The organism is Myxococcus sp. CA039A (assembly GCF_013336645.1).
Classification (GTDB): Bacteria; Myxococcota; Myxococcia; order Myxococcales; family Myxococcaceae; genus Myxococcus; species Myxococcus llanfairpwllgwyngyllgogerychwyrndrobwllllantysiliogogogochensis.
Genome location: NZ_JABUMQ010000180.1, coordinates 1 through 22,443 on the forward strand (window position 1 = coordinate 1; position 22,443 = coordinate 22,443).

A 22,443-nucleotide genomic window follows, 5' to 3' on the forward strand; every position below is an offset into this window, starting at 1 on the left:
GGGAGGGGGAGTCCTCGCAGCCGGAGAGGCACTGGAGGAGCAGGATGGCCAACGGCGCCCGGAGCAAGTGAAGGGGGACTGTCATGGGGACCTTTCCAGGTGAGCGCCCCGCGAAATTCGCGGGGTCTCCCTTCAGACCATTCCCAGTCCGCGAATCCCTCACCCCCGCTGGAATACTTGCGCCGTGAGGGGTACCCGCCGCGCTCAGCGGTCGGCGATGTCGGCGGCTTGCAGATGCGGGGACGCTTCGACAATCACTGCCGCCGTCCAGCCCCTGTTGGTGCTGCTGTCTTTCGCGTCGCAGTCGCCGTCGGTGTGGATGCCCAGCACGTGGCCTTGACGGTTGAGCACGCCCGCGCCCGAGCTGCCGACCAGGGTGTCCAGGTCCGAGTAGTAGACAAGCTGGTTGCACGAGTCCACGTACCTGCCCTCGGCGATGACCTTGCGGCGTCCCCGGGGGTGCTGAATGATGGCCAGCCGCTCGCTGGCCCGCGTCGTCAGCTTCAGCGGGGCGACCTGGGGAAGCACATCGAGCTGGATGAGCGCGTAGTCGGGTTCGAGCGCCTGCTCGATGACGGTGCCATCGGTCATCAGTGGGTCGCCGTCGGGCTCGTCCTCGAAGTTGAAGACGACAAACGAACGGTCCCCGAGTCCGACGCAGTGCCCCGCGGTGAGGACCACGGGCCCCGCGACCGCTTCAATCAACGTTCCGGTACAGCCTCCGTTGATCATGACGACAGCGTCCTCCGTGTCGTGGAGGTCGGCGAACTCGCCCTGGTAGCTGTTGATGGGGGTGAAGTCGAGGCTCGGACCGCACTGCGCGAAGCTGCTCACCTTCGCCGGCGTGGGCTGCTCGCAGACCGCGGGCACCACGGGCGCGGGAGTGCCTCCGCAGGCGGACAGGCCCAGGAGCACGGTGCCCGAGAGGCGTGCGCACCACCGCGCCATGAATGGACCCCAGGGCTCACGCATCATCGCCCGGCAACCGCCGCCCTCTGGAACATTGCGTTCTTCCCTCGCGTCTTGATTCGGGTGGACTCTAGGCTTCTTGGAAAGCCATGGAAACATCCGCACGACGTGGCCCCACGGACCCAGGGGCAATCTCCAGCCGGGAGCGGTAATGCGACGTGTCACCCATGCGAGAGAGGCCTGCGCCAGGGCTCTGTCGCGAAACTTGAATGGAGCCCTTGTCGTCGGATGTCTCACCGCGGTGCTGATGGCCTTGCCCGCTCACGCGGATGATGGCGACCTGGATATGTATTCGTATCCGGTGCTCCTGCTCCTCATGCTGGAGGTCTTCTGGCCGGTGTTGTTGGCGGCGGTGGTCGCCGTCGTGGCGCTCTGTCTCCTGTGGCGAGCGTTTCGTCGCCGCGCGAACCGGCGTGCTCCGGTGCGTGGGCGAGGTGTCCGTCGCGACGTCCGCCCGTCGAAGTGACAGGGGCTTGAGCAGTCGGCTGCACACCAGGGCGCCCGTTGTGCAGTGGATTGCGCACACGGCGCGCGCGGGGGCGCCCGCGCTCTCCTGGGAGCGCCGTGAAACAGCCGGAGAGGTCCCTGCCTTGCAGCCCGCGGCGGCCATGAATGTGCTGACGGCTCGATTCGCGTGGACGTGTTCCCTGTTGCTCTCCTGCTGGGTGCTTCTTCCCGGCGTCTGCCTCGCGCAGACAGGGGAGGGCGCCGTGGACGAACCGCTTCCGGGAATGCAGCCACGCAAGGCCCTCCGCTTGCTCGATGAGTCACCGGTACGAGAGCCCGCGCACCCCGTGGTGCGCCTCCCGTTGGAGGTCGTGGCCATGTCGCTGACCTCCGCGTCCCTGGCATTCACGGGCGCGTATGTCGGGGCCTTGTTTCGCGAGGCGACAGGCGGTCCAACGACGGGGTCGACGGAAGTGATTTACGGCGCCCTCGTAGGAGCCTCGCTGGGGGCCCCGCTGGGCGTCTGGTGGGGAGCGCGCATCGCGGGCGGCAGGGGGACCTTGGAGGGGACCTACCTGGGGACGGGCGTGGCGGCGGCAGCGGGCGTGGTGGCCTCGCTGTTCCTCAAGTACGACGAGGCCCGGGCCGGGGTCATCACCGCCTTCTGTCTGGTGGGCGCAGTCGTGAGCTACGAGGTGTCACACGCCTCGAACGCTCCTGCCCCGCCCGAGCCCGCCGTCAGCCTGGCGCCGTCCCTGACGCTGACGCGCGACCACAAGTTCCTGGGGCTGTCCGGCCGCTTCTGAGCGGATGGCCGGCAGGGGCTCCGCTCAATAGAGGTTCTTCTTGGAGGCGAGCGCGCCCGGCCGTCCTCGTCGATGTATCCCATGACGACGAGCAGGGATGTAGGGGGCCGCTTTCCAAGTTGACGACCGCGCGAGGAGTCCCGTCCTGCCCGTGCGGGGCTCCTCGACGCACCCCCGTCAGTGGCTGACTTCGTTCAGCCGGATGCCGTGCTTCTTCGCATAGTCCTTCTGCGCCTGGTCGAGCTCATCCATCAGCGTGGAGATCTCCAGGGCCCGGCGATCCAACTCCGCGCCCAGCGGTTCAATCTGCGCGTCGGTGAAGCCATCCGGCAGGGCGGCGATCTGCTGCATCGTCGCGAAGAATGCGATGTGGCTGTTCAGATAGGCAATCAACCGGGCGTGCAGCTCGGTGGCATCCTCGGGGATGGGATACTTCTGCGTGGCCGCCAGGTGGCTCGACACCAGCTGGTGGAGCTTGCCCAGCTCTGTCTTGTATCGGCCCAGGTTCTTGCGGCCCTGGATGTCCTTGGAGAACCCCTCGGCGCGCTTGCCGTTCAGCCAGGGCTCCGACGTCGACGTCATGGTGTTCCACATGGAGACGCTCGCATCCATGTACTCCTCGGCGTTCAGCTTGTCGCGCCCTCCAGAGGTACATGCGCCGACGAACAGGGTGAGCAGGGCTGTGAGGCAGAGGCGATTCATGAAGCTCCAGGAGCGGGACGAGGGGGCCGCCACCATCACACCGTGGACACCACTCAGTCGAGGTGTCTTCACGCGGCTCACCGCTCGCAGCGCAGCGCCACCGCGTGCGGGTTATCCAGGTAGTCCTGCCAGAATTCCCGGCCATACCGGGCGATTCCCTCGGGGGAACACTCGGGACGCATCCAGGTGAGGGTGTGAAAGCCCGCATCTCGAAGCGCCTGCTCGTACGTGGCCCGGCTCCAGTAGGAGAAGTGGATGGTGAAGGGCGTCTTCGTGTGCAGCTCCGCGGAGAGCATCTGTCCCTCCCGAGGGGACCCCGGGAAATCCAACATCGTGATGCCATACCGCGTGCTGTTGGGGCCTTTCGCGCTGAACTCGGGGTTGAACGAGTACGTGACGAAGTGGCCCCCGGGTTTCAGGTGGGCATGGATGTTCCGGCACATCCGCAGCATGTGCTCGGGCGAGTGCGCGTAGTGCAGCAGGTAGATGGCCGTCACGACATCGAACGTGCCCAGGGGCGCCAGGTCGGCGACGTCCGACACGTGGTACTCGATGCCCAGGGGGTGTTCGGCTTCCTGTCGCCTCGCGACGCGAATCATCTCCTCGGAGATGTCGACGCCGACCGCCCGGCGGGCGCCTCGCGCCTTGAGCTGCCGCGTGTACAGCCCGTCGCCACAGGCCAGGTCCAGGACGGTTCGTTCGGCCACCGAGCCGAGCGCTTTGAAGAAGGAGTGCCCCTCGATGTACTCCGAGCGCACCGGCAGCACATCCCAGTCCGCGACCTTCTCTCCAATCTCGTCATATTGCGCCGACATGGCCCACGACCTTTCCAGGTGACGTCCGAGCGGCCCTGGCACCCGAGGTGCTGAAGGTGAGCCGGGGCGGTTCGGGCATCGTGTCACCGCACCCCGCACGGCGTCGACGCGGAAAAATCGCGCACGAAGGGGGTGAGGGGAAATCTCCGCGACCTTCGTTGAGGAGCCAAGGCCGGAGAACGCACGGCGGACCGCGTGTGCTTCTCCCGTCGTGACAGGCCAACCATCGATACCCCACACGGGGGGGAGAGCAGGACCATGAAGCTCAGGAAGCAAACCAGGCAGTGGACGGGCGCGACCCTCGCGGGGGCGCTGCTCCTGCCCGCGGCGGTGCTGGCGAACGAGACCCATGTCTACGGCATCGCGAACTTCAACGGCGCGGCGAGCGGGCAGTGCGACGCCGACTCGCACTCCGTCCACACCAAGACGGCGGGGGAGTTCGCCGGCTACTTCAACTCGCTGGTGAACGCCGGGCAGTGGACGGACGTCCGCACGCTCAACAACACCAGCGCGCGCACGGACCTCTGGACGGATGCGTCGAAGGGGAGCGCGGCGAACGCGAAGGACACCCAGGCCAACGCGGGCGTGGACGACGCGGATATCCTCTTCGTCCACACGCACGGCGGCCACAGCGAGGCGAACCTCCGCAGCTGGCTGGTGATGGGGAGCAACCTGGACGCGTGCTCGGCCGTCACGGATACCCACATGAGCCTGGGCAACGGGAAGCTGAACATCGCCGTCGTCAAGGCCTGCCAGTCCGGTGACTACCAGGTCTGGAAGCAGGGGGGATACCGCACCGCGCTCGTGACGAACACCAGCGGGTTCACCATGTGGAACGCGTTTCACGGCGACTCGTCGTGCGGCAACCACGTGAAGCGCTACGTGAAGCGCTACGTGGCCGACTCGAAGACGTCTGGCGTGGGCGAGAACTGGATTGACGAGGCGTACGACAGGGACTGGGGCAAGAACAACGACGACTGCCCGGTGTCCATCGTCTTCGGCGACACGAAGGCGAAGCGGGTCGCGATGTTCGAGTCCGGTGGATGGAAGGACCGTCACAACACCGGCGGCAAGGTCGCCTCCTCCATCTTCTACGTGGGCGGTTGTGACCCCTCCAGCGGCCAGAAGCTTCCGGAATGAACGCCGCCTCCTTCGACCCTGTTCAGAAAGAACGAAACGCCATGAAGACCCCATTCATCCGCTTCTTGACCGCCCTTCCGCTCGCCGCCGCGCTGGGTTGTGACAGCGCCGCCACCGTCGTTGAGCCCGTGGACCCCCAGACGCAGGTCGCGTCCGCGACGACCGTCGGCTTCGTCTTCGACTCCACCCGGATCGCCACGCCGCCCACCGGAGGCATTCCCACCGACCTGCTTCCTCGCACCGCGTTCAACGACGCGGTGCTGCAGGGCGCCCTGGTGGGCTCGACCGAGGCCTTCACCACGACGGGGACGCTCGGCTCGCGCCGAGATTTGGAGTCGCGCACCTGGACGCTGGAGAACGACCCGTCCGAGGGGCAGGTCCTGGTGCTGAACAGGCTCGGCAGTGGCCCCGCGGTGCCCCAGGAGCCCGCGGTGATGCAGCGCACCGCCATTGCCCGGCTGCAGCGCTGGGGAATCCCCGCTTCGGAGATCGGGGCGGTGTACCAGGTGAAGTCCTTCCTGGAGACGGAGGAGGACGGCGTCGCCGCGGTGCCGGAGCTCCACCGCTACAAGACCTTCGTGATGCGCGCCATCAACGGCATCCGCGTGGAGGGCCACCGCGCGGTGGTGTCCCACGGCGTGGATGGCACCTTCCAGCGCGCGCTCATCTCCTGGCCGCCCCTGGCCCGGGTGGGCCACCTGCTGCGCACGCGGCTGAGCACGGCGGACATCGAGCAGCGGGCCCGCGAGGCGCTGCTGGCCGAGGGTGAGACCGCGGGCCCCGTGCGGCTCTTCTGGAAGTACGTGCCCACCCAGCTCAGCACGGGCGAGTGGGCGCTGACGCTCCAGGTGGGCGCCGCGATGGAGGCCCTCACCGGGACGACCCACACCGAGGAGTCACGCGTCGTCGACGTGGACGTCAGCCCGGTGCAGTAGCGCCGCGTTCACGGGAGCCACGGGCCCGGGAGTCCTCGCGAACCTCGCGAAGGCTCCTGGGCCTTCGCTGTTCAACGCACGCGCCTTCGCGCACGACGTCGGCGACGCCCAGGTGCCGTGGCCTCACCCGCGCGAGTGCACCACCACGAGCACGATGGCCAGCAGCGGCAGCGCGCCCTGGACGACGCTGGCCAGGAGGAAGTGGCGGTTGCTTGAGACGAGCACCAGCGCCGCCAGCGCCATGCACGCGCAACCGAACATGACGGCCGCCACACCGGAGGTGACCGCGCCGGTGCGCACCAGCGCCACGCCCACGAGCACGCCCAGCGCGAGGAACAGGTTGTAGAAGCCCTGGTTCAGCGCCATCGGCTTCAGCACGTCCGCCTCCGCCTGCGACTTCAGCCCGAAGCGCTGCCACACCTCCGGCCGCGAGAAGACGATGCTCTCCATGACGAAGAACAGCACGTGGATGAGCGCCGCGATGACCGCGAAGACCTGTGCCAGTAACGACATGATGACTCCCCTCCGGGATTCCGGTATTCTGGACCAATCAGTTCCGAATCCATATTGAAACGTTCGGTCCAGAATTGTCAAGGAGGGTGACGTGGCGCGTACGCGTGCGTTCGACGAGACGGAGGCGGTGCGCAAGGCGCTGGGGGTGTTCTGGTCTCGGGGCTACGAGGCCACGTCGCTTTCGGACCTGGAGACGGCCACGGGGCTGAACCGCTCCAGTCTGTACCAGGCGTTCGAGAGCAAGCGGGCGCTGTTCTCGCGGGCCGTGACGCTGTACCTCCAGGAGGTCATCACGCCCCGGCTGGTTGTCTTCGCCGCGGGCCCGCCGGGCCTGACGCAGGTGGTGACGTACTTCGAGTCGCTCGCGACGACGATGGGCACCGCGCCCCAGGCCCTGACGCGCCGGGGGTGCCTGCTCGTCAACACCGCGACCGAGCTGGCCCCGCATGACGCCGAGGCCCACCGCGCGGTGGAGGACTACCGGGCCCTCTTGCACGGACACCTGACGCGGGCGCTGGAGGCCGCGGCGCGAGCAGGCGCCATTCCCCGGAAGACGGTGGCGCGTCGCGTGGAGCTGCTGGTGGGGTCTGTCATTGGGGTGCTCGTCACCGCGCGACTGGACCCGGTGGCCGCCGCGAAGCTCGCGCGCGCGGCGGCGAGCGAAGTGGAGGGTTGGTCCGAGGGGTAGGGCGTACGGATGTCACCCGGGTGTGACTGAGCAGGGTTTGCCCGCACAGCCTCCGCTCTGGTGACAATGAAAAACAGTGCCTCCTCTATAACCAATCAGACGGGCTTGCCCAGACATCCTGGGCATGCCACATTTTGCCGCGCTGACCCTTTGGGCAGCCAACAGCAACACGCAACCACCTCAAACCGGGAGTTCGCCATGAAGAAGGCCCTCTACTCTTTGGCTGTGCTGATGCGGATTGCTCGCGCGGACAAGCTCTCCGCTCCCTACATCTATTACTAGTCAACAGTCGTCAGGCAATGCGCCCTGACGGTTGGGTCGGATGACCTCGCAGTCGTGGGTGGAGTGAAGGTCCTGCTCCTCCCACGCGACGGCTGTCTTTGAATGCTCCCAGGAATTCCATGCCGCAAGTGCGCCTCCCCCCAGGGCCCAGGGGTCACTTCATCGCAGGCAACCTGGTGGAGTTCTCCGAGGACCCGCTGGGGTTCCTCACCCGCTGCGCCAGGGAGTACGGCGACGTGGTGCGGCTGGGAAAGCGCAACTACCTCCTCAACCATCCCGACCTCATCGAGCGGGTCCTGGTGAATGGAGACGGCAACTTCGTGAAGCTCGCGGGCGTGGGCCAGGGAAGGCGACACAAGGGCGGCTTTCCCGAGGCGATGATGAACAGCGAAGGGGAGGACTGGCTGCGAAAGCGGCGACTCGTCCAGCCCGCGTTCCATCGCAAGCACGTGGCCGCGTGTGGCGACACGGTGGTGTCCCTCACCGAGCAGCGGCTCCAGACGTGGCGTCCCGGGGAAGCGCGCGACGTGCACTCGGACGTGTCCGCGCTGGCGCTCGACATCGTCAGCCGCTTCCTCTTCCACACGCCCATCGACGATGAAGCGAGGCACGTGGCCGCCGCCGTGGACGCTGTCATGCGGCACACCGACAGCCCGCTGCGCCCGCCCATCTGGGTTCCCACTCCGACGAACCTCCGGCTGCGCCGCGCGCTGGGGCGGCTCAACGTGCTGCTGGAGACGCTGGTGCGTCGCTACCGGGAGCAGCCCGCGGAGCGCACGGACCTGCTCGCCCTGCTGCTGTCGTCCCCGGTGCCCCTGTCGGAGGGGCAGCTGCGGGACGAGCTGGCGACGATGATCATGTCCGGGCACGAGACGACGGCGGATGCCCTCGTCTGGGCCTGGTACCTGCTGGCCCAGCACCCGGACGCCGAGGCGCGGCTGGGGAGCGAGCTGGACACGGTGCTCGGGGACCGGCTTCCTGGCGCGGAGGACCTGCCGAGGCTGCGCTACACGGAGGCCGTGGTGAAGGAGGCCATGCGCCTGTACTCCCCGGCCTGGATTACGAGCCGGGAGGCGGTGCGCGACTGCGAGCTGGGTGGGTTCCACGTCCCGTCGGGGACGATGCTCGCGGTGAGTCAGTGGGTGACCCATCGCGACGCGCGCTACTTCGACGCACCCGAGTCCTTCCGTCCGGAGCGCTGGCTCTCCGAGGACGCCCAGCGCATGCACCGGTATGTCTATTTCCCCTTCGGGGGCGGGCCCCGGTTCTGCATCGGCTCGGCGCTGGCCATGATGGAGACGGTGCTCATCACCGCCTGCGTGGCGCGGCGCTTCCGGCTGGAGCTGGCTCCGGGCTGCGTGGTGCGACCCCGGCCCGCGCTCGCGCTCCAGCCGCTCGGAGTCCGGCTGATTCCCAGGCTCCGTGCTCGCGGTGGGCAGGCGGGCGAGGTGCGACATGTCGCGGGAGCCTGAAGGGGGCGCGGTCCGGCGTGAGTTCTTCCGCGCGGCCTACGCGCTGGGCGCGCCCTGGGACATCGGCCGCCCCCAGCGGGCCTTCATCGAGTTGTGGGAGGCCGGAGGAATTTCCGGTGAGGTGCTCGAGGTCGGCTGCGGCTTCGCGGAGAACGCCCTCTTCCTGGCGGCCCAGGGCCTGCGAGTGTGCGGAGTGGACCTGATGGAGCCCGCCATCCTCCGGGCTCGCGAGGCGGCCCGGGCCCGAGGGCTCGAGGTGGCGTTTCATGTGGGCAACGCGATGGAGCTGGCCTCGCTGGGCCGGCGCTTCGACACGCTTATCGACTCGGCGCTGCTCCACGTCTTTGAACCCGGGGACCGGCCGGCGTTCGCCGCCAGCCTCGCGAGCGTGCTGCGTCCGGGCGGGCACTACCACGCGCTCTATTTCCGCGACGGTCCGCGCGCGGTGCCCCCGGAGGCCCTGCGTGCGGCCTTCGACGAAGGCTGGCGCGTGAAGGCCCTCCGGGAGGCGCACTACGAGCAGACGGACCCCGAGGGGGCGCGGGCGTGGCTCGCCACCGTCGAGCGCGTGGCGGACGAGTAGGGCCCCCAGAAACGACGAAGCCCCCGGCCCATCTCGGGGCCCGGGGCTTCGGGGAACACCACGATGCGACGCGGGTGCTACTCGATGGGCATGAAGACCTTGAAGCCCGTGCGACCGCCGTTGGTCGTGTTGCGCTCGATGAAGTCGCTCGCGGAGGAGTGGCCGTCGCCGAGGGTGACCGCCGTGTGGCCGTAGATGCGGCCCAGGTTCGAGGAGGTGCTCTCCCAGGTGAGGACGAGGCCGGGAATCTTCAGCGCCTCCTCCAACGTCATGTCGACCTGCTTGAACTTGTCGCGCGGCAGGTTGTTATCAATCTGGTTGCCGTTGCCCGACACGCCAATGCCCAGGGCGTTGCTGATGGCCCGGCTCACGCCCGTGGCGCAGAGGCCCTGGCTGTTGTAGCCGCCCATGCCCATCGCCGCCGCGCGGGCCGCCTCCGCCAGACGCTGCATCTTGTTCGACGCGTTGCTGGGGCCCACTCCCGTGGGACCGCCCACGTCATTCCCACCGCGGACGCCCTGGTTGTTGCCGCCCGCGTCGAACGTGTCGCGCGTGGAGTGCCCGATGCTCAGGTTGTTGCCCGAGTAGATGAGGTCGGGGTTCGAGATGTTGTTGTCGCGGGCCAGCTTCTCGACAGTGGTGCCGAAGCGGGCCGCCAGGCCGGAGAGGGTGTCGCCAGGACGGATGCGGTAGTTGGACATGGTGGCTCCTTGCGACAATTCTCGGGAGTTCCCGGCCTGAGTTGCGGCGCTCCTCCCAGATTCTTGGGTTGTTTACCAAATTGTAAGATTCCACCCCCGCCGGCCGTCTCGGCCGATGCGGCACACCCCTTCGGCCTGGCGACGAAAGTCTCTTTGAATTCAGGGGGTTGGAGGGGAACAGGGCCTCGGGGGAACAAAAAAGGCCCTGCCGGTGGGCAGGGCCTTCTTTTCAGCGCCCTGAACAGGGGGGCGGCGAGCTACTCGGAGTAGTCGTACTGGGCCACGAGGTGCCAGGCGCGGTTGTACTTGCGCCACCGGGTGAACCAGCCGCTGTGGCAGCTCCCCGTGTTGCTGGCGGAGTAGCCGTAGACGAAGCCGTTCTTGACGAGGGCCACGAGCTGAGGCGAGCCGGGGTTCTCGCAGGGCTGGGTGACGCGGACGGACTGGTAGGCGGCCTCGGCGTAGACCTCTTCCTGGCCCTCGAAGTCATAGAGGGAGTGGACGTCGACGGAGGTGGCGGTGCCGAGCTGGGTGGCCTGCTGGGTGTCGCTCAGCGTGAGGAAGGTCTGCAGGTTGGCGAGGGTCGCGGCCTCGGAGGTGAGCGTGCCGGTGAGACGGTGCACGGCGCCATTCGTGTCGGAGAGCGCGGCGCGGATGGCGGCGATGCCGGCCGAGCCCTGGTAGACGGACGTATCACCCCAGGTGAAGCTGAGGGCCGTACCCGCGGTATAGGCGCTGAGCGCGCAGGAGCCGCCGGTGCCGGCGGGTACGACGAGGATGATCTTGCGGAGGCGGTGCTCGGGATTCAGGAGCGCGATGCACTCGTTGCCGGCGACGCCGTCGTAGTTGCCGGCCGGACGCATGGCCTCGACGACGTTGTAGACACGGAACGTGGGATCCGTGGCCTGTTGCTCGAGGCTCTCGAGGTTCTCAGTGTCCGTCTCGGGGCCCAGACAGCCAGCAGCGAGAGATGCGGCGAGGAGGAGGGATGACAGTCGGAGTGGGATGTGCATGGCCGTGGAAGATAACACGCCCGATTTGAATGTTATCCGAACATTTCTGTGACATGTCGGGTTGCGCCCTACCCGAGACTTCCTGTGACGGATTCAAGGGCTTGCGTCCGCCGAGCCATCCTCGGACGGCGTGTTCAATCCCTATCTGATTCCCACCACCCGTCTCGGCGGATACCAGGTTGCCGCCCCCATCCATACAGCGCTGGTGATCCAGCGGTACTCCTGACCCGCTGAAACCGTTCGCTCCAGGCCCCTCAGCGTCGCGCCTTCTTTTGTCCCGCGTTGGTGGCATCCGCCAGGAGGCACATCACCGAGTACAGGTTCATCGTGTAGAGGTTGTTCTCCGGCGCCAGGTCCGATGCCTTCTGGAACAGGGCCGTGGCGCGCTCGTAGTCGCGGTGGTGGTTCAGGACGATCATCCCCAGCCGGTTGTAGAGCGGCGCGGGTGACGGCAGCAGGCCGATGCCCCGCTCCAGCAGCTCGACGGCCTCGGCCCACCGACCTTCCTGTTCCATCCGGATGACGCGCTGGAGCACATCCTCGTTCGCGTCCTCCGGGCGAGGCGCCGGCTCTCGAGTCACTGGCGGCGGAGGTGGTGCGGCCACTGCCTCCGACGGGGTTTCCCGGGCGGAGGCTGCTCGCGACGTCGGGGGCGGTATCTCGTAGAGCCTGGTGACTCCGCGTTCCTCCAGTGACGCGAAGAGCGCGCGCAGCTCCACCTCCGCGAGCTGGGTGATGAGCGACAGGTCCGCCAGGGAGGTGTGGCCGTCCACCAGCGACAGCACGTACGCCTCGAAGGGGCTGAGCCTCAGGTTCGCGACCTTCAGCCCTCCCACGATGAACGGCCGCGCATTGGCTCCCCCCGTGGGTGCATCGAACGACGAGGTGCGCGTGGCCTCCGCCTGGGGGGCTTGGGGTGTCCCGGAGGTTCCATTCCGCTCGGGCTGTGTCAGCAGGGCTCGCACCAGCGACACGTTGTCGCGAGGAGGCAGGTCCTCGACGTGGCGCACCAGCAGCAGCTCGCAGCGCGGACACTGGAAGTCCTTGGGGAGCGTCGGCGCGCCGCAGTGGGGACAGGCGTCATCTTCCGGTGGGTGCTCGAAGGCGTCCGCGACCGCGTAGTAGTGCTTGCGGATGGCCGCGCGGATGGACCTACGAATCGCGACGAAGGGCAGCACCTGCGTGACGCCCACCGTGCGAGCAATCTCGTCCAGCGCGCGCTGCCGCTGGGGCTCCGCGATGGCCACGCAGAGCACCCCCGGGTCCAGCCGCAGCGGCATGAAGTCGAAGCCCTCCGCCAGTCGCACTGGAACCCGCTCCAGCAGCGCGGGGCCGAGCTTCGCCTGGGCCAGCTTCTCCGTGGAGACGAAGCGCGTCTGGAGCTCCCGTGCCAGCAGTCGCAGCACCGGCGTTTCGTCCACGCCCAGCCGGACCAGGCACTCACCCAGCTTCTGGCCCGTCTCCTGCTGATGGGCGAGCGCCCGGGACAGCAGCTCCGGCGTCAGCACGCCCTCCAGCACCAGCCGCTCCCCGAATCTCCGCGTCATGCGCTGATTCAAGGCCGTGTCCCGCCTCCCCGTCCACTGCCGCGTTCCTGGACGCGATAGGCGGACGGAAAGGTGAGGGGCAAGTGAATCGTGACTCACCCTTCAGCTTCACGCGCGCGCCTCCGTGTTTCCGTGTGCTTATGGAGGCGGAGGCCGGTTCGCGGACTAGAGCCGATATCCGCCGGTGACCTCGACGCGCTGGCCGGTCATCCACCCGGTCTCGGGTGCGAGCAGCATCGCGATGACGCCCGCGACGTCTTCGGGTTCGCCGACGCGCCCGAGCGGAGTCTCGGCCGCGACCGTCTTCTGGAGTTCGGGGTCGCGCATGACGCCACCTCCGAAGGCCGTGGCGATTCCGCCAGGCGCCACGACGTTCACCGTGATGCGGCGCGCGCCAAGCTCCACCGCGAGCGCTCGGGTGAGCACCTCGATGGCGCCCTTGACCGCGGCGTAGGTCGAGAAGCCGGGGTACACGTAGCGCGCGAGTCCCGTCGACATGTTGATGATGCGCCCGCCGTCGGCGATCAACGGCAGCAGCTTCTGCGTCAGGAAGAACGGCCCCTTGAAGTGCACCGCGACGAGCTCGTCGAAGGTGGCCTCGGACGTCTCGATGAACGGCGAGTAGCCGCCGATGCCGGCGTTGTTGACGAGGGCGTCGAAGCGCTCACGAGACCACGTCTGCTTCAGCGCCTCGCGGACTTCGGCGGTGAACGCCTCGAAGGTCCCCGTCTTGCCGACGTCGAGATGAATCGCGACGGCGTTGCGTCCCTTGGCGCGGATGGAGGTGACGACGTCGTTCGCCTCGTCGTGGCCTGTCCGGTAGGTCACGATGACATCCATTCCTCGGTCCGCGAGGGCCAGCGCCGTGCTTCGGCCGAGGCCTCGGCTTCCGCCGGTGATGAGGGCAATGGGAGCGGTGGAGCGCTTCGTGCCAATGGACATGGAGATTCCTTTCAGGAGTCGCGTGATTTCTGGCACGGATTGTCCATACGCTCCCTCCTGGCGACTACAGACCTTTTCACCCTCTACGGACGTCTTCGTTCCATAGGAACCCAGAGGTAACCATGCCCATCATGAAGGAGCTCCCGCTGGTGCCCGCGGAGCGCGCGCTGAAGGTGATTGGGGGCCGCTGGAAGGTCTTCGTCCTGTACTTCCTCTTCGAGGGTCCCCAGCGGCTCTCCGAGCTCCGGCGCGTGATTCCTGGCGTGAGTCAGAAGGTGCTGGTGCAGCAGCTCCGGGAGATGGAGGCGCACGGGGTCGTTCGCCGCGAGGTGTTCGCCGAGGTACCGCCGCGTGTCGTCTATTCGGCCACCGCGCTCGGGCTCAGCCTGCGTCCGATAGTGGGGGCGCTCTGTGACTGGGGCCGTCACCACGCTGACGAACTCCGCGCCCTCGACGAGCCGGTGCCACCCGCGACCAGCCGCGCGCGCAAGGCGGGCACACCTGCTCGCCCGAGTGAGGACGAGCGGCCGCGCCTCCGTGGATGACCTGCTCGATACGCGTCGAGCAGGTCATCCGTCAGCGCCAGGGTGATGCTCAGCGGGCCTGGATGTCCTGGGTGGGCCGCCCACCGGCGCGGCGAAGCCGGCTCAGCAACGGCAGCGCGAGGAGCAGCAGCGCGAGCGGGGTGAAGGTGCCCGTGCCGCCCGTGCTGCAGCCACGGCCCGTGATGAGGAAGTCATCGTTGCCGTCCAGTGGGTTCGAGCCGCCGGAGACTTCCTCGCCGTCGCTGGTTCCACCGAGGTCGGTGTCCGCGTTGTTCGGGTCCGTCTCGCCGTTGCCGAAGACGCCGTCGTGGTTGGCATCCTCCACACCATCCGCCAGGCCGTCGCCATCCGTGTCGGCGTTGAGCGGGTCGGTGGGGTTGCTGCCCTTCACCTCCACGCCGTCGCTCAGGCCGTCCCCATCCGTGTCGGGGATGTTCGGGTCCGTCTCCGTGGCATCGACGCGGCCGTTGTGGTCGGCATCCTCTTCGCCGTCACTCAACCCGTCACCGTCCGTGTCCGGGGTCTTCGGGTCGGTGGTGGTGCTCGGGTCCGCATCGGGGCGGAAGTGGGGTGCGTCACGGTCCGTGTCCGCCGGCGCGCTCTCCCGCGTCACGCCCATCTCCGTGCCGTCCATGAGCCCGTCGTTGTCGCTGTCCGGGTCCAGTGCGTCGATGAGGCCGTCACCATCCGTGTCGGCGAGTCCATCCAGGCCGTCGGGCACGCCGTCGGAGTCGGTGTCCGCGTTGCGTGGGTCCAGGACCCGCTCGATTTCCGTCGCGTCGTCGATGCCGTCGAGGTCGGAGTCGAGGTCGTCCTCGGGCCGCAGGGGATTCGTCTCACGCGAGTCGACCCGGCCGTTGTGGTTGGCGTCCTCGATGCCATCGCGCACGCTGCCGCCATCCGTGTCGGGGTTGAGCGGGTCCGTCACAGTCGTCGGGTCCGTGTCCGGCGTGAAGCGCGTCAGGTCGGTGCCCGTGCCCTGGGGCTCGGTGAGGCCCAGCTCCAGGCCGTCCGCGAGCAGGTCGCCGTCGGTGTCCGTCTTTTTCGGGTCCGTCTCGCCCGCGTCGACGACGCCGTCGTGGTTGGCGTCCTCGTTGCCATCCAGCAGGCCGTCATCATCCGTGTCGTCGTCGAGCGGGTCCGTCCCAGCGACCTTCACCTCGATGCCGTCTGGCAGGCCGTCGCTGTCCGTGTCCGCGTCGTTCGGGTCGGTGCCCAGCATGAGCTCCTCCGCGTCCGTCAGTCCGTCGCCATCCGCGTCGGCGGTGACCACCCATGCGTAGGTGGCCGGCGTGTCGTCCACGTTGCCCGCCGCGTCCACGGCGCGCACGTTCAGCGTGTGCGCCCCCAGCGCCAGGTCGGTGAAGCGGACCGGGTCCGTGCATGGCACGTAGGCCGCTCCGTCCAGGCCACACTCGTAGGTGACGGCCGCCTCGTTGGAGTCGAGGTCGAACGCCGCCAGGGCAGGGGCCTCCGTGAGTGGAGGGCCGCTCGCGATGAAGGTGTCTGGCGCCAGGGTGTCCACCGTCCACGAGAAGGACGCCGGCGTCGGGTCCACGTTGTCATCCTCGTCCCGGGCCCGGACCTCCAGCGTGTGCTCGCCGTCGGTCAGGCCGAGCAGCTCCACCGGGTTCGTGCAGGTCGCGAAGGTCGCGCCGTCCAGGCTGCACTCATACGTCACCGGGGACTCGTCCGAGCCGAATCCGAACGTGGCCGTGTCCTGGCGCGTCAGCGCGGGAGGCGTCTGGGTGAAGCGCGTCTCTGGCGGCTGCGCGTCCACGTTGAACGTGTGCGTCACCACGGTGCTGGTGTTGCCCGCGGCGTCCGTCGCCGTGACGGAGACCGTGTGCGTGCCGTCGGCGAGCGGCGAGCCACCCGGGAGCGTCCACACTCCCGAGCTGCCCGCGACGAAGGAGTCGAGGGTGATGCCGTCCGCCACCACCGTCACCGTGCTGCCTGCCTCCGCCGTGCCGGAGTACGTCACCGTCGCGGTGTCCAGCACCGCGCCCTGGGCGGGGAAGGTGATGGCGACCGCAGGAGCCTCGGTGTCCACCGTCCACGTGTGCGTGGCCGGCGAAGCGTCCCGATTGCCCGCGGCATCCACCGCGCGGACCGCCAGCGTGTGCTCGCCGTCCGCGAGGGGGCCGGCCTCATCCTGGACCGTGCACGGCGCGAAGGCCGCGCTGTCCAGGCTGCACTCATAGGTCACCGAGGCCTCGTTCGACGAGAAGACGAAGGCAGCGAGCACTTCGTTCGTCAGGGCCTCCGGGCCGCTGTCGATGGCGGTGTCCGGCGCCGTGGTGTCCACCGTGAAGGTGACGCTCGTCGCGGCGCTGGTGTTGCCCGCGGCATCCGTCGCCGTGACGACGGCGGTGTACGTGTCATCCGCCAGCGTGAAGGGGAGCGTGAAGGTCCATTGGCCACTTGCGTCCACGGGGATGGGGCCGTGGGTCGTGCTTCCCACCGTCACGAGCACCGTCTCCGCGCCGACGGCCGAGCCGGTGAGCGTCACGGTGCCATCCGCGAGAACGGCGCTCGGGGCAGGCGCGGTGATGACCGGGGCATTCGGAGGCGTCAGGTCCACTGTCCACGTGTGCAAGGCAGGCGAGCCGTCGACATTGCCCGCCGCATCCACGGCGCGGACCGTCAGCGTGTGCTCGCCCTCCGTGAAGCCCTCGAAGGTGACCGGGCTGGTGCACGCCGCATAGGTCGCGCCGTCCACGCTGCACTCGAAAGTGGAGTCGGGCTCGCTGGAGGCGAACTCGAACGTCGCCGAGGACTCGTCGGTGAGGAGCGCGGGGCCCGAGGTGACGAGGGTGTCCGGCTCCGTCGTGTCCACTCGCCAGGCGTACTCGGCCGGCGTCGGGTCCACGTTGCCCACGGCGTCCACGGCGCGCACGAGCAGCAGGTGGTAGCCATCCACGAGGCCGGTCTGCTCCAGCGGAGGGTCACACGTCGCGAAGGCGGCACCGTCCAGGCTGCACTGATAGCCCACCGCGCCACCCTCGGAGCGCAGCTCGAATGAGGCCGACGTCTCGCGCGTGAGCCGCGCTGGACCGGAGTCGATGAACGTCTCGGGCCCCGTCAGGTCGATGAAGAACCCATGGGACGTCGCACCGGAGATGTTGCCCGCGGCGTCCACGCCGGTGGCGGAGACGGTGACGGGGCCTTCGGGCTGCTCCACCGGAAGGGCGAAGGTCCAGTCGCCGGCTCCATTCACGGGGATGGGGCCATACGTGGCGGTCCCCACCTCAAGGTAGACGTGGCTGTTGGGCTCACCCGTGCCCACGAGGGTCGGCGTCGCGGTGCCCACCACGGTGCCACTCGCGGGCGAGACGACGGTGGGCGACACGGGCGCCGTCTGGTCCACCGTCCATGCGTAGGTCGCGGGCGTAGCGTCGGCGGTCCCCAGGCCGTTGACCGCGCGCGCCGCCAGGGTGTGGCTTCCTTCCTCCAGGCCGCTGAACGCCACCGGGCTGGTGCAGTCCGTGAAGGCCGCGCCGTCCAGGCCGCACTCGAAGCGGATGCCGCCGCTCTCCATGCGCAGCACGAAGGCGGCGGACGTCTCGCGAGTGAAGGCCAGCGGACCGGAGTCGATGAAGGTCTCCGGCGCGGACAGGTCGATGGCGAAGTCGTGTGACGTCTCCTCGCTGGTGTTGCCCGCGGAGTCTGTCGCGGTGGCCTCCACGGTGTGAGGGCCTTCCGCCAGGGGGTCCGGGCTGGGGAGGCTCCAGTGGCCGTCGATGTCCGCCGTCACGGTGCCCACCACGTCGCCGTCCACCACCACCGTGACCTGGGCGAAGGGCTCGGCGGTGCCTTCGAATACGGGCGTCGCGGTGGCGATGGTGGCGCCGCTGGCGGGTGCGTTGATGACGGGGGCCTCCGGCGCCTCGGTGTCCACGGTGAAGCTCGTGGGCGCGCTGGCATCGCTCTCGTTGCCCGCGGCGTCCGTGGCCGTGGCCGTCGCGGTGTGCGGTCCCTGGCCCAGCGGGGTGGCCGGGGTGAAGGTCCATTCGCCCTGCGCGTTCACGGGAGCCGTGCCCAGCACGGAGCCATCCACCGTCACCGTCACCAGGGTTCCCGGCTGCGCGGTGCCGGAGATGGCGGGCTGCCGCGTGGGCACCACGACACCATTGGCGGGCACATCGATTTCGGGCGCATCCGGCGCGGTGGTGTCCACCGTCCACGCATAGGTCGCGGGCGTCGGGTCCACATTGCCGGCCGCATCACGAGCGCGCACGGCCAGCGTGTGGCTGCCCTGGGCCAGTCCCTGGAACGTCTCGGGATGAGCGCAGGCGGTGAACGCCGGCCCGTCCAGCGCGCATTCGTAGGTCACCGGGTCCGTGTCACTTCCGAAGCCGAACGTGGCGGAGGTGGTGTTGGTGATGGAGGCTGGCTGGCTCGTCAGGATGGTGTCGGGCGGCGTGGTGTCCACCGTCCAGGTCCGGGTGGCGGGCGTCGCGTCCATGTTGCCCGCGCCGTCGCGAGCGCGGACCGCCAGGGTGTGGCTTCCGTCCGTCAGGGACCCGAAGCTCGCGGGGTTCGCACATGTGGCGAAGGTCGCACTGTCGAGCGAGCACTCGTACGTCACGCCTGACTCCGAGGCATTGAACGAGAACGTCGCGTCGGCGCTGTTCGTCAGCGCGGACGGGCCGGTGACGATGGTGGTGTCCGGAGCGGACGTGTCGATGCTCCACGCATACGTCGCGGGCGACGCATCCACGTTGCCCACGGCGTCGCGGGCGCGGACCGCCAGGGTGTGAGGGCCGTCCTGGAGCCCGGGGAAGGGCTGTGGAGTGGCGCAGGTGGTGAAGGTCGCGCCGTCGAGCGAGCACTCATAGGTCACCTGCGTCTCATTGGAGCTGAAGCCGAAGGTGGCCGTCGCGGAGCTGGCCACGGGCGCCGGGGTGCTGGTGAAGGATGTCTCGGGGGGCGTGGTGTCCACTGTCCACGTGCGGGTGGCCGGCGTCGGGTCCACGTTGCCGGCGGCATCCACCGCGCGCACCGCGAAGGTGTGAGTGCCATCCATGAGGTCCGTGTGTGTCACGGGGCTCGTGCAGGAGACGAAGGTCGCACCATCGAGCGAGCACTCGAACCTCGCCGGGCTCTCGGTGGAGGCGAGGGAGAACATCGCACTGGTCGCCGCCGTCGTCCCCGTGGGGCCGCCAGAGAGGGTGGTGTCCGGCGGGGACGTGTCGATGGTCCACGTGTACGTCGCGGGCGTCGGGTCCACGTTGCCCGCGGAGTCCACCGCGCGGACCTGCAGCGTGTGGTTGCCTTGCGCCAGTGCCGGGAAGGCCTGCGGGTTGGTGCAGGGAGTGAACAGCACCGCACCATCCAGCCGACACTCGAACGCCACGCTGCTCTCGTTGGAGGTGAAGTCGAAGGAAGCCATCGCCGAATTGGAAGAGGACGGCGGGGTGCTGGTGAAGGACGTCTCCGGAGCCACCGTGTCCACCGTCCAGGTCCGGGTCGCGGGAGTGGAGTCGAGGTTGCCCGTGGCGTCACGGGCGCGCACCGCCAGGGTGTGGCTGCCCTGGGAGAGGGTGTCGTAGGTCGCGGGCGTCGAGCAGTCGGTGAAGCTCGCGCCATCGAGGGCGCACTCGAACGTCACCGGCGTCTCGCTGGACGTGAAGGTGAACGTCGCGCTGGTGGAGTTCGTCGTCCCCGACGGACCGGTGACGATGGTGGTGTCCGGCGCCACCGTGTCCACGCTCCACGAGCGGGTGGCCGGCGTCGGGTCCACGTTGCCCGCCGTATCGCGAGCGCGAACCGCCAGCGTGTGATTGCCCTGGGAGAGGGTGTTGTACGTCGCGGGCGTCGAGCAGGAGGTGAAGGTCGCCCCGTCGAGGCTGCACTCGTAGGCAATGGAGCCTTCGGTGGAGCTGAGTGCAAAGGTGGCGCTGGCGGAGTTCGTTGCACCGGACGGTCCGCTGACGATGGTGGTGTCCGGCGCCACCGTATCCACGGTCCACGTCCGGCTGGCGGGTGAGGAGTCCGCGTTGCTCGCGCCGTCCACCGCACGCACCAGCAAGGTGTGGCTGCCCTGTGACAGGCCGGCGAACGTCGCGGGGCTCGGGCAGGCCGCGAAGGTCGCGCCGTCGAGCGCGCACTGGTACGTCACCGACGCCTCATTGGAGCCGAAGGTGAACGTGGCGCTGGCGGAGTTCGTCAGTCCGGACGGGCCGCTGACGATGGTGGTGTCCGGCGCGACGGTGTCCACGCTCCACGCGCGGGTGGCCGGCGTCGGGTCCATGTTGCCCACCGCGTCCACGGCGCGCACCGCCAGGGTGTGATTGCCCTGGGACAGGGAACCGAAGGTCGCCGGCGAGGCACAAGGCGCGAAGGCCGCGCCATCCAGGCTGCACGCGTAGGTGATGGGGCTCTCGTTGGAGGCGAAGGTGAAGGTCGCGCTGTTGGAGGCCACCGCGCCCGTGGGCCCGGTGACGATGCTCGTGTCAGGGGCGAGGGTGTCGATGGTGAAGTCCACCTGGGTGGGCGGACTGACGTTGCCTGCCGGGTCGCTGGCCGTCACCGTGGCGGTGTGGGCGCCCTCGGGGAGCGCGATGCTGGTGCAGGACCAGGCGCCCGTGCTCGCATGGGCGGGGGCGGTGCAGACGACGACGCCGTCGACCTCCACGCTGACGGTGCTGCCCGGCTCGGCCGTACCGGAGAAGACGGGCGTGCTCGTCGCCACGGTGCTTCCATTCGCCGGGGCCGTCACCACGGGCGCATCCGGGACGGACACGGTGATGGTCGTCGGACCGGTGGTGTTCGACGAGGGGGAGCTGGTGGCGGAGCTGGCGGGAGCGCCTCGCTCGCCCGCGGCGGTGAGGGTGGCCTGGTTGGCGATGACTCCGGAGGCAGAGGCCTTCACCACGGCGCGGAAGCGGACGGTGGTGCTCTGTTGAAGCTGCAGGGTGCCCCCCAGCGTGGCCGTCGCGCCGGTGCCGAGCCGGACCGTGATGACGCCCGCCGCGCTGACCTCACCCACGTCGTCGCCCGGGGCGTCCGTCAGCACGCCCGCGTTGGGGCCGGAGACAATCCGCAGCGAGCCCGGCTGGAAGGTGAGCTGGGCGGGCAGCGGGTCCGTGAAGACGGTCTCGATGCTGACGTCGTCGCCCGTGTTGGTGGTGACGATGTTGTATTCGATGACGTCGCCTCCGCGCAGCGAGCCATCCGCGCGCGGGTTCACCGCCGTCGCGGTCTTGTAGGTGTTGGTGAAGTCCGGCCGGAGCGTGGCGATGGACGTCGCGAACGCGCCGAGGATGTACGAGTCACCTGTGGACGTGGCGGTGAGCGACATGGACGTGGCGCCCCCCGTCACGCGGTGGGTGATGTCCACCACGTCCATGTCCACCCCCGACATGCTCGCCTGCGCGCCCGTCGGGCGGGGCAGGTCATTGGCATGCGTGGAGGGCGTGCCGAGCACGGAGCGCGTGCCGTTGAAGAAGTTGTTCGCGGGGTTGGCGGCGTCGGAGATGCTCACGCCATTGACGAGGAACTGGTCGCCCGTGCGCGTGGCGTCACCCTCGAAGGCCAGCACGCCCAGCTTGGCATCGAAGCCGGACGGCGGGACGGTGAAGCCCGACAGCGTCACCGTCTGGGGGTTGCCGCTGCTGACGTAATCGATGCCATCGAAGAGCGCCAGGTTGCGAATGGGCGAGTCGGGGTGCCGGTAGAAGACCACCAGCGCCCACGCGCTGAACGGGTCCATGCTGTTGAGGTTGGCGAGCGGCACGGCGTCGACACCGCTCACCTCGTAGTCGCCCGTGCCGTGGGCGGCGACCAGGCTGGTGACGTCCGCGGAGGACTCGTAGATGTAGCGATTGCTCGGGGCGTAGCTGTGCGCGACGTCCGCCGTCAGCTGCTGCGTGAAGACCCCGGGGCGGCTGAACTCCGCGGTGGTGTCCGGGGTCCGCTGCGACGTGGTGGTGGACAGGTGCGCGGCCCAGTACAGCCGCGCATACGTCACGATGGCGCCGGTGGGGATGCTGAGCGCGGCGCGGCTCCGGGCATTGGTGGGGCTCACCGAGGTGTTCGCGGTCGCCACGCCTGATTGGAGGGTCCAGTAGACGTCCACCGCGTCATCCGAGGTGTTCGACCCGCAGCTCCCCACCGTCCCCACCAGCGGCGCCGGCACACCGGAGGCGCAGTCGTGGGCGAGCGTGTTGCCCACCATCAGGAGGTCGCCGCGCTGGTTCGCCGTGTGGCGCAGGATGGGGGCCGCCGCGCCCTGACTCGAGGACACCATCCACAACAGGGGGAGCAGCCACTGCAGACGCAAGATGGCGCGACTGCTGGCCTGGCGAGGAGACGTGGAGGACATGGGAGCACCAGGGC

At 68.9% G+C, this 22,443-nt stretch carries 18 protein-coding genes; 9 read left to right on the forward strand and 9 right to left on the reverse strand.

The genetic code is table 11. The annotated features are described in order from the left end of the window. Positions 1-204 precede the first annotated feature (204 nt). The gene (locus tag HR086_RS27425; protein ID WP_254626492.1) at positions 205-948 is read right to left on the reverse strand and encodes a serine protease; all 744 of its coding nucleotides are present in this window, start codon (positions 946-948) and stop codon (positions 205-207) included. A gap of 226 nt (positions 949-1,174) precedes the next feature. On the opposite strand from HR086_RS27425, the gene HR086_RS27430 reads away from it, so the two are divergent. Continuing rightward, on the forward strand, positions 1,175-1,435 hold the full coding sequence (locus HR086_RS27430; protein ID WP_174467105.1) for a hypothetical protein: 261 nt from the start codon (positions 1,175-1,177) through the stop codon (positions 1,433-1,435). A 244-nt stretch (positions 1,436-1,679) separates the two neighbouring features. Then, positions 1,680-2,222: a hypothetical protein gene (locus HR086_RS27435; protein WP_174467106.1), complete on the forward strand. Its 543-nt coding sequence runs from the start codon at positions 1,680-1,682 to the stop codon at positions 2,220-2,222. 177 nt (positions 2,223-2,399) lie between these two features. On the opposite strand, the gene HR086_RS27440 is transcribed toward HR086_RS27435, so the two are convergent. Both HR086_RS27440 and HR086_RS27445 read right to left on the reverse strand, forming a co-directional pair. Then, positions 2,400-2,924, reverse strand: coding sequence for a hypothetical protein (locus HR086_RS27440; protein WP_141643715.1), 525 nt, complete (start codon positions 2,922-2,924; stop codon positions 2,400-2,402). Positions 2,925-3,001: 77 nt separating this feature from the next. After that, positions 3,002-3,739, reverse strand: coding sequence for a class I SAM-dependent methyltransferase (locus tag HR086_RS27445; RefSeq protein WP_174467107.1), 738 nt, complete (start codon positions 3,737-3,739; stop codon positions 3,002-3,004). Between the two features lie 258 nt (positions 3,740-3,997). On the opposite strand from HR086_RS27445, the gene HR086_RS27450 reads away from it, so the two are divergent. After that, positions 3,998-4,879 (forward strand): hypothetical protein, encoded by an 882-nt coding sequence (locus tag HR086_RS27450; protein WP_141643713.1) that lies wholly within the window; start codon positions 3,998-4,000, stop codon positions 4,877-4,879. 41 nt (positions 4,880-4,920) lie between these two features. Then, positions 4,921-5,814, forward strand: a complete 894-nt coding sequence (locus tag HR086_RS27455; protein WP_141643712.1) for a hypothetical protein — start codon at positions 4,921-4,923, stop codon at positions 5,812-5,814. A gap of 123 nt (positions 5,815-5,937) precedes the next feature. Here the strand turns inward: HR086_RS27455 and HR086_RS27460 are convergent, their stop codons facing one another. Next, a complete protein-coding gene (locus tag HR086_RS27460; protein ID WP_174463474.1) occupies positions 5,938-6,327 on the reverse strand; it encodes a DUF1304 domain-containing protein in 390 nt (129 codons plus the stop codon). A 91-nt stretch (positions 6,328-6,418) separates the two neighbouring features. Here HR086_RS27460 and HR086_RS27465 point away from each other — a divergent pair, with 91 nt between their 5' ends. From HR086_RS27465 to HR086_RS27475, 4 genes are all read left to right on the forward strand, one after another. Then, complete coding sequence (locus HR086_RS27465) at positions 6,419-7,015, forward strand: TetR/AcrR family transcriptional regulator (protein WP_174463475.1); 597 nt, start codon at positions 6,419-6,421, stop codon at positions 7,013-7,015. A 198-nt stretch (positions 7,016-7,213) separates the two neighbouring features. Beyond that, on the forward strand, positions 7,214-7,297 hold the full coding sequence (locus HR086_RS49790) for a cittilin family RiPP precursor (protein WP_371745755.1): 84 nt from the start codon (positions 7,214-7,216) through the stop codon (positions 7,295-7,297). Positions 7,298-7,416: 119 nt separating this feature from the next. Continuing rightward, on the forward strand, positions 7,417-8,769 hold the full coding sequence (locus HR086_RS27470) for a cytochrome P450 (protein WP_174467108.1): 1,353 nt from the start codon (positions 7,417-7,419) through the stop codon (positions 8,767-8,769). Continuing rightward, on the forward strand, positions 8,753-9,352 hold the full coding sequence (locus HR086_RS27475; RefSeq protein ID WP_174467109.1) for a class I SAM-dependent methyltransferase: 600 nt from the start codon (positions 8,753-8,755) through the stop codon (positions 9,350-9,352). The genes HR086_RS27470 and HR086_RS27475 overlap by 17 nt, the downstream gene beginning before the upstream one ends. Before the next feature lie 77 nt (positions 9,353-9,429). Here the strand turns inward: HR086_RS27475 and HR086_RS27480 are convergent, their stop codons facing one another. The 4 genes from HR086_RS27480 to HR086_RS27495 all read right to left on the reverse strand — a co-directional run bounded on the left by HR086_RS27480 (position 9,430) and on the right by HR086_RS27495 (position 13,555). Then, positions 9,430-10,053 carry a LysM domain-containing protein gene (locus HR086_RS27480; RefSeq protein WP_174455797.1) on the reverse strand — a complete coding sequence of 208 codons (624 nt, stop codon included), beginning with the start codon at positions 10,051-10,053 and terminating at the stop codon, positions 9,430-9,432. Positions 10,054-10,310: 257 nt separating this feature from the next. Next, complete coding sequence (locus HR086_RS27485; RefSeq protein WP_141643706.1) at positions 10,311-11,066, reverse strand: hypothetical protein; 756 nt, start codon at positions 11,064-11,066, stop codon at positions 10,311-10,313. Between the two features lie 254 nt (positions 11,067-11,320). Beyond that, a complete protein-coding gene (locus tag HR086_RS27490) occupies positions 11,321-12,613 on the reverse strand; it encodes a general secretion pathway protein GspE (protein WP_174455795.1) in 1,293 nt (430 codons plus the stop codon). A gap of 165 nt (positions 12,614-12,778) precedes the next feature. Then, positions 12,779-13,555 carry an SDR family NAD(P)-dependent oxidoreductase gene (locus tag HR086_RS27495; protein ID WP_174467110.1) on the reverse strand — a complete coding sequence of 259 codons (777 nt, stop codon included), beginning with the start codon at positions 13,553-13,555 and terminating at the stop codon, positions 12,779-12,781. A gap of 122 nt (positions 13,556-13,677) precedes the next feature. Here HR086_RS27495 and HR086_RS27500 point away from each other — a divergent pair, with 122 nt between their 5' ends. Next, a complete protein-coding gene (locus HR086_RS27500) occupies positions 13,678-14,100 on the forward strand; it encodes a helix-turn-helix domain-containing protein (protein ID WP_174455793.1) in 423 nt (140 codons plus the stop codon). A 49-nt stretch (positions 14,101-14,149) separates the two neighbouring features. On the opposite strand, the gene HR086_RS27505 is transcribed toward HR086_RS27500, so the two are convergent. Beyond that, positions 14,150-22,429: an Ig-like domain-containing protein gene (locus HR086_RS27505; protein WP_174467111.1), complete on the reverse strand. Its 8,280-nt coding sequence runs from the start codon at positions 22,427-22,429 to the stop codon at positions 14,150-14,152. Between the last annotated feature and the right edge of the window lie 14 nt (positions 22,430-22,443).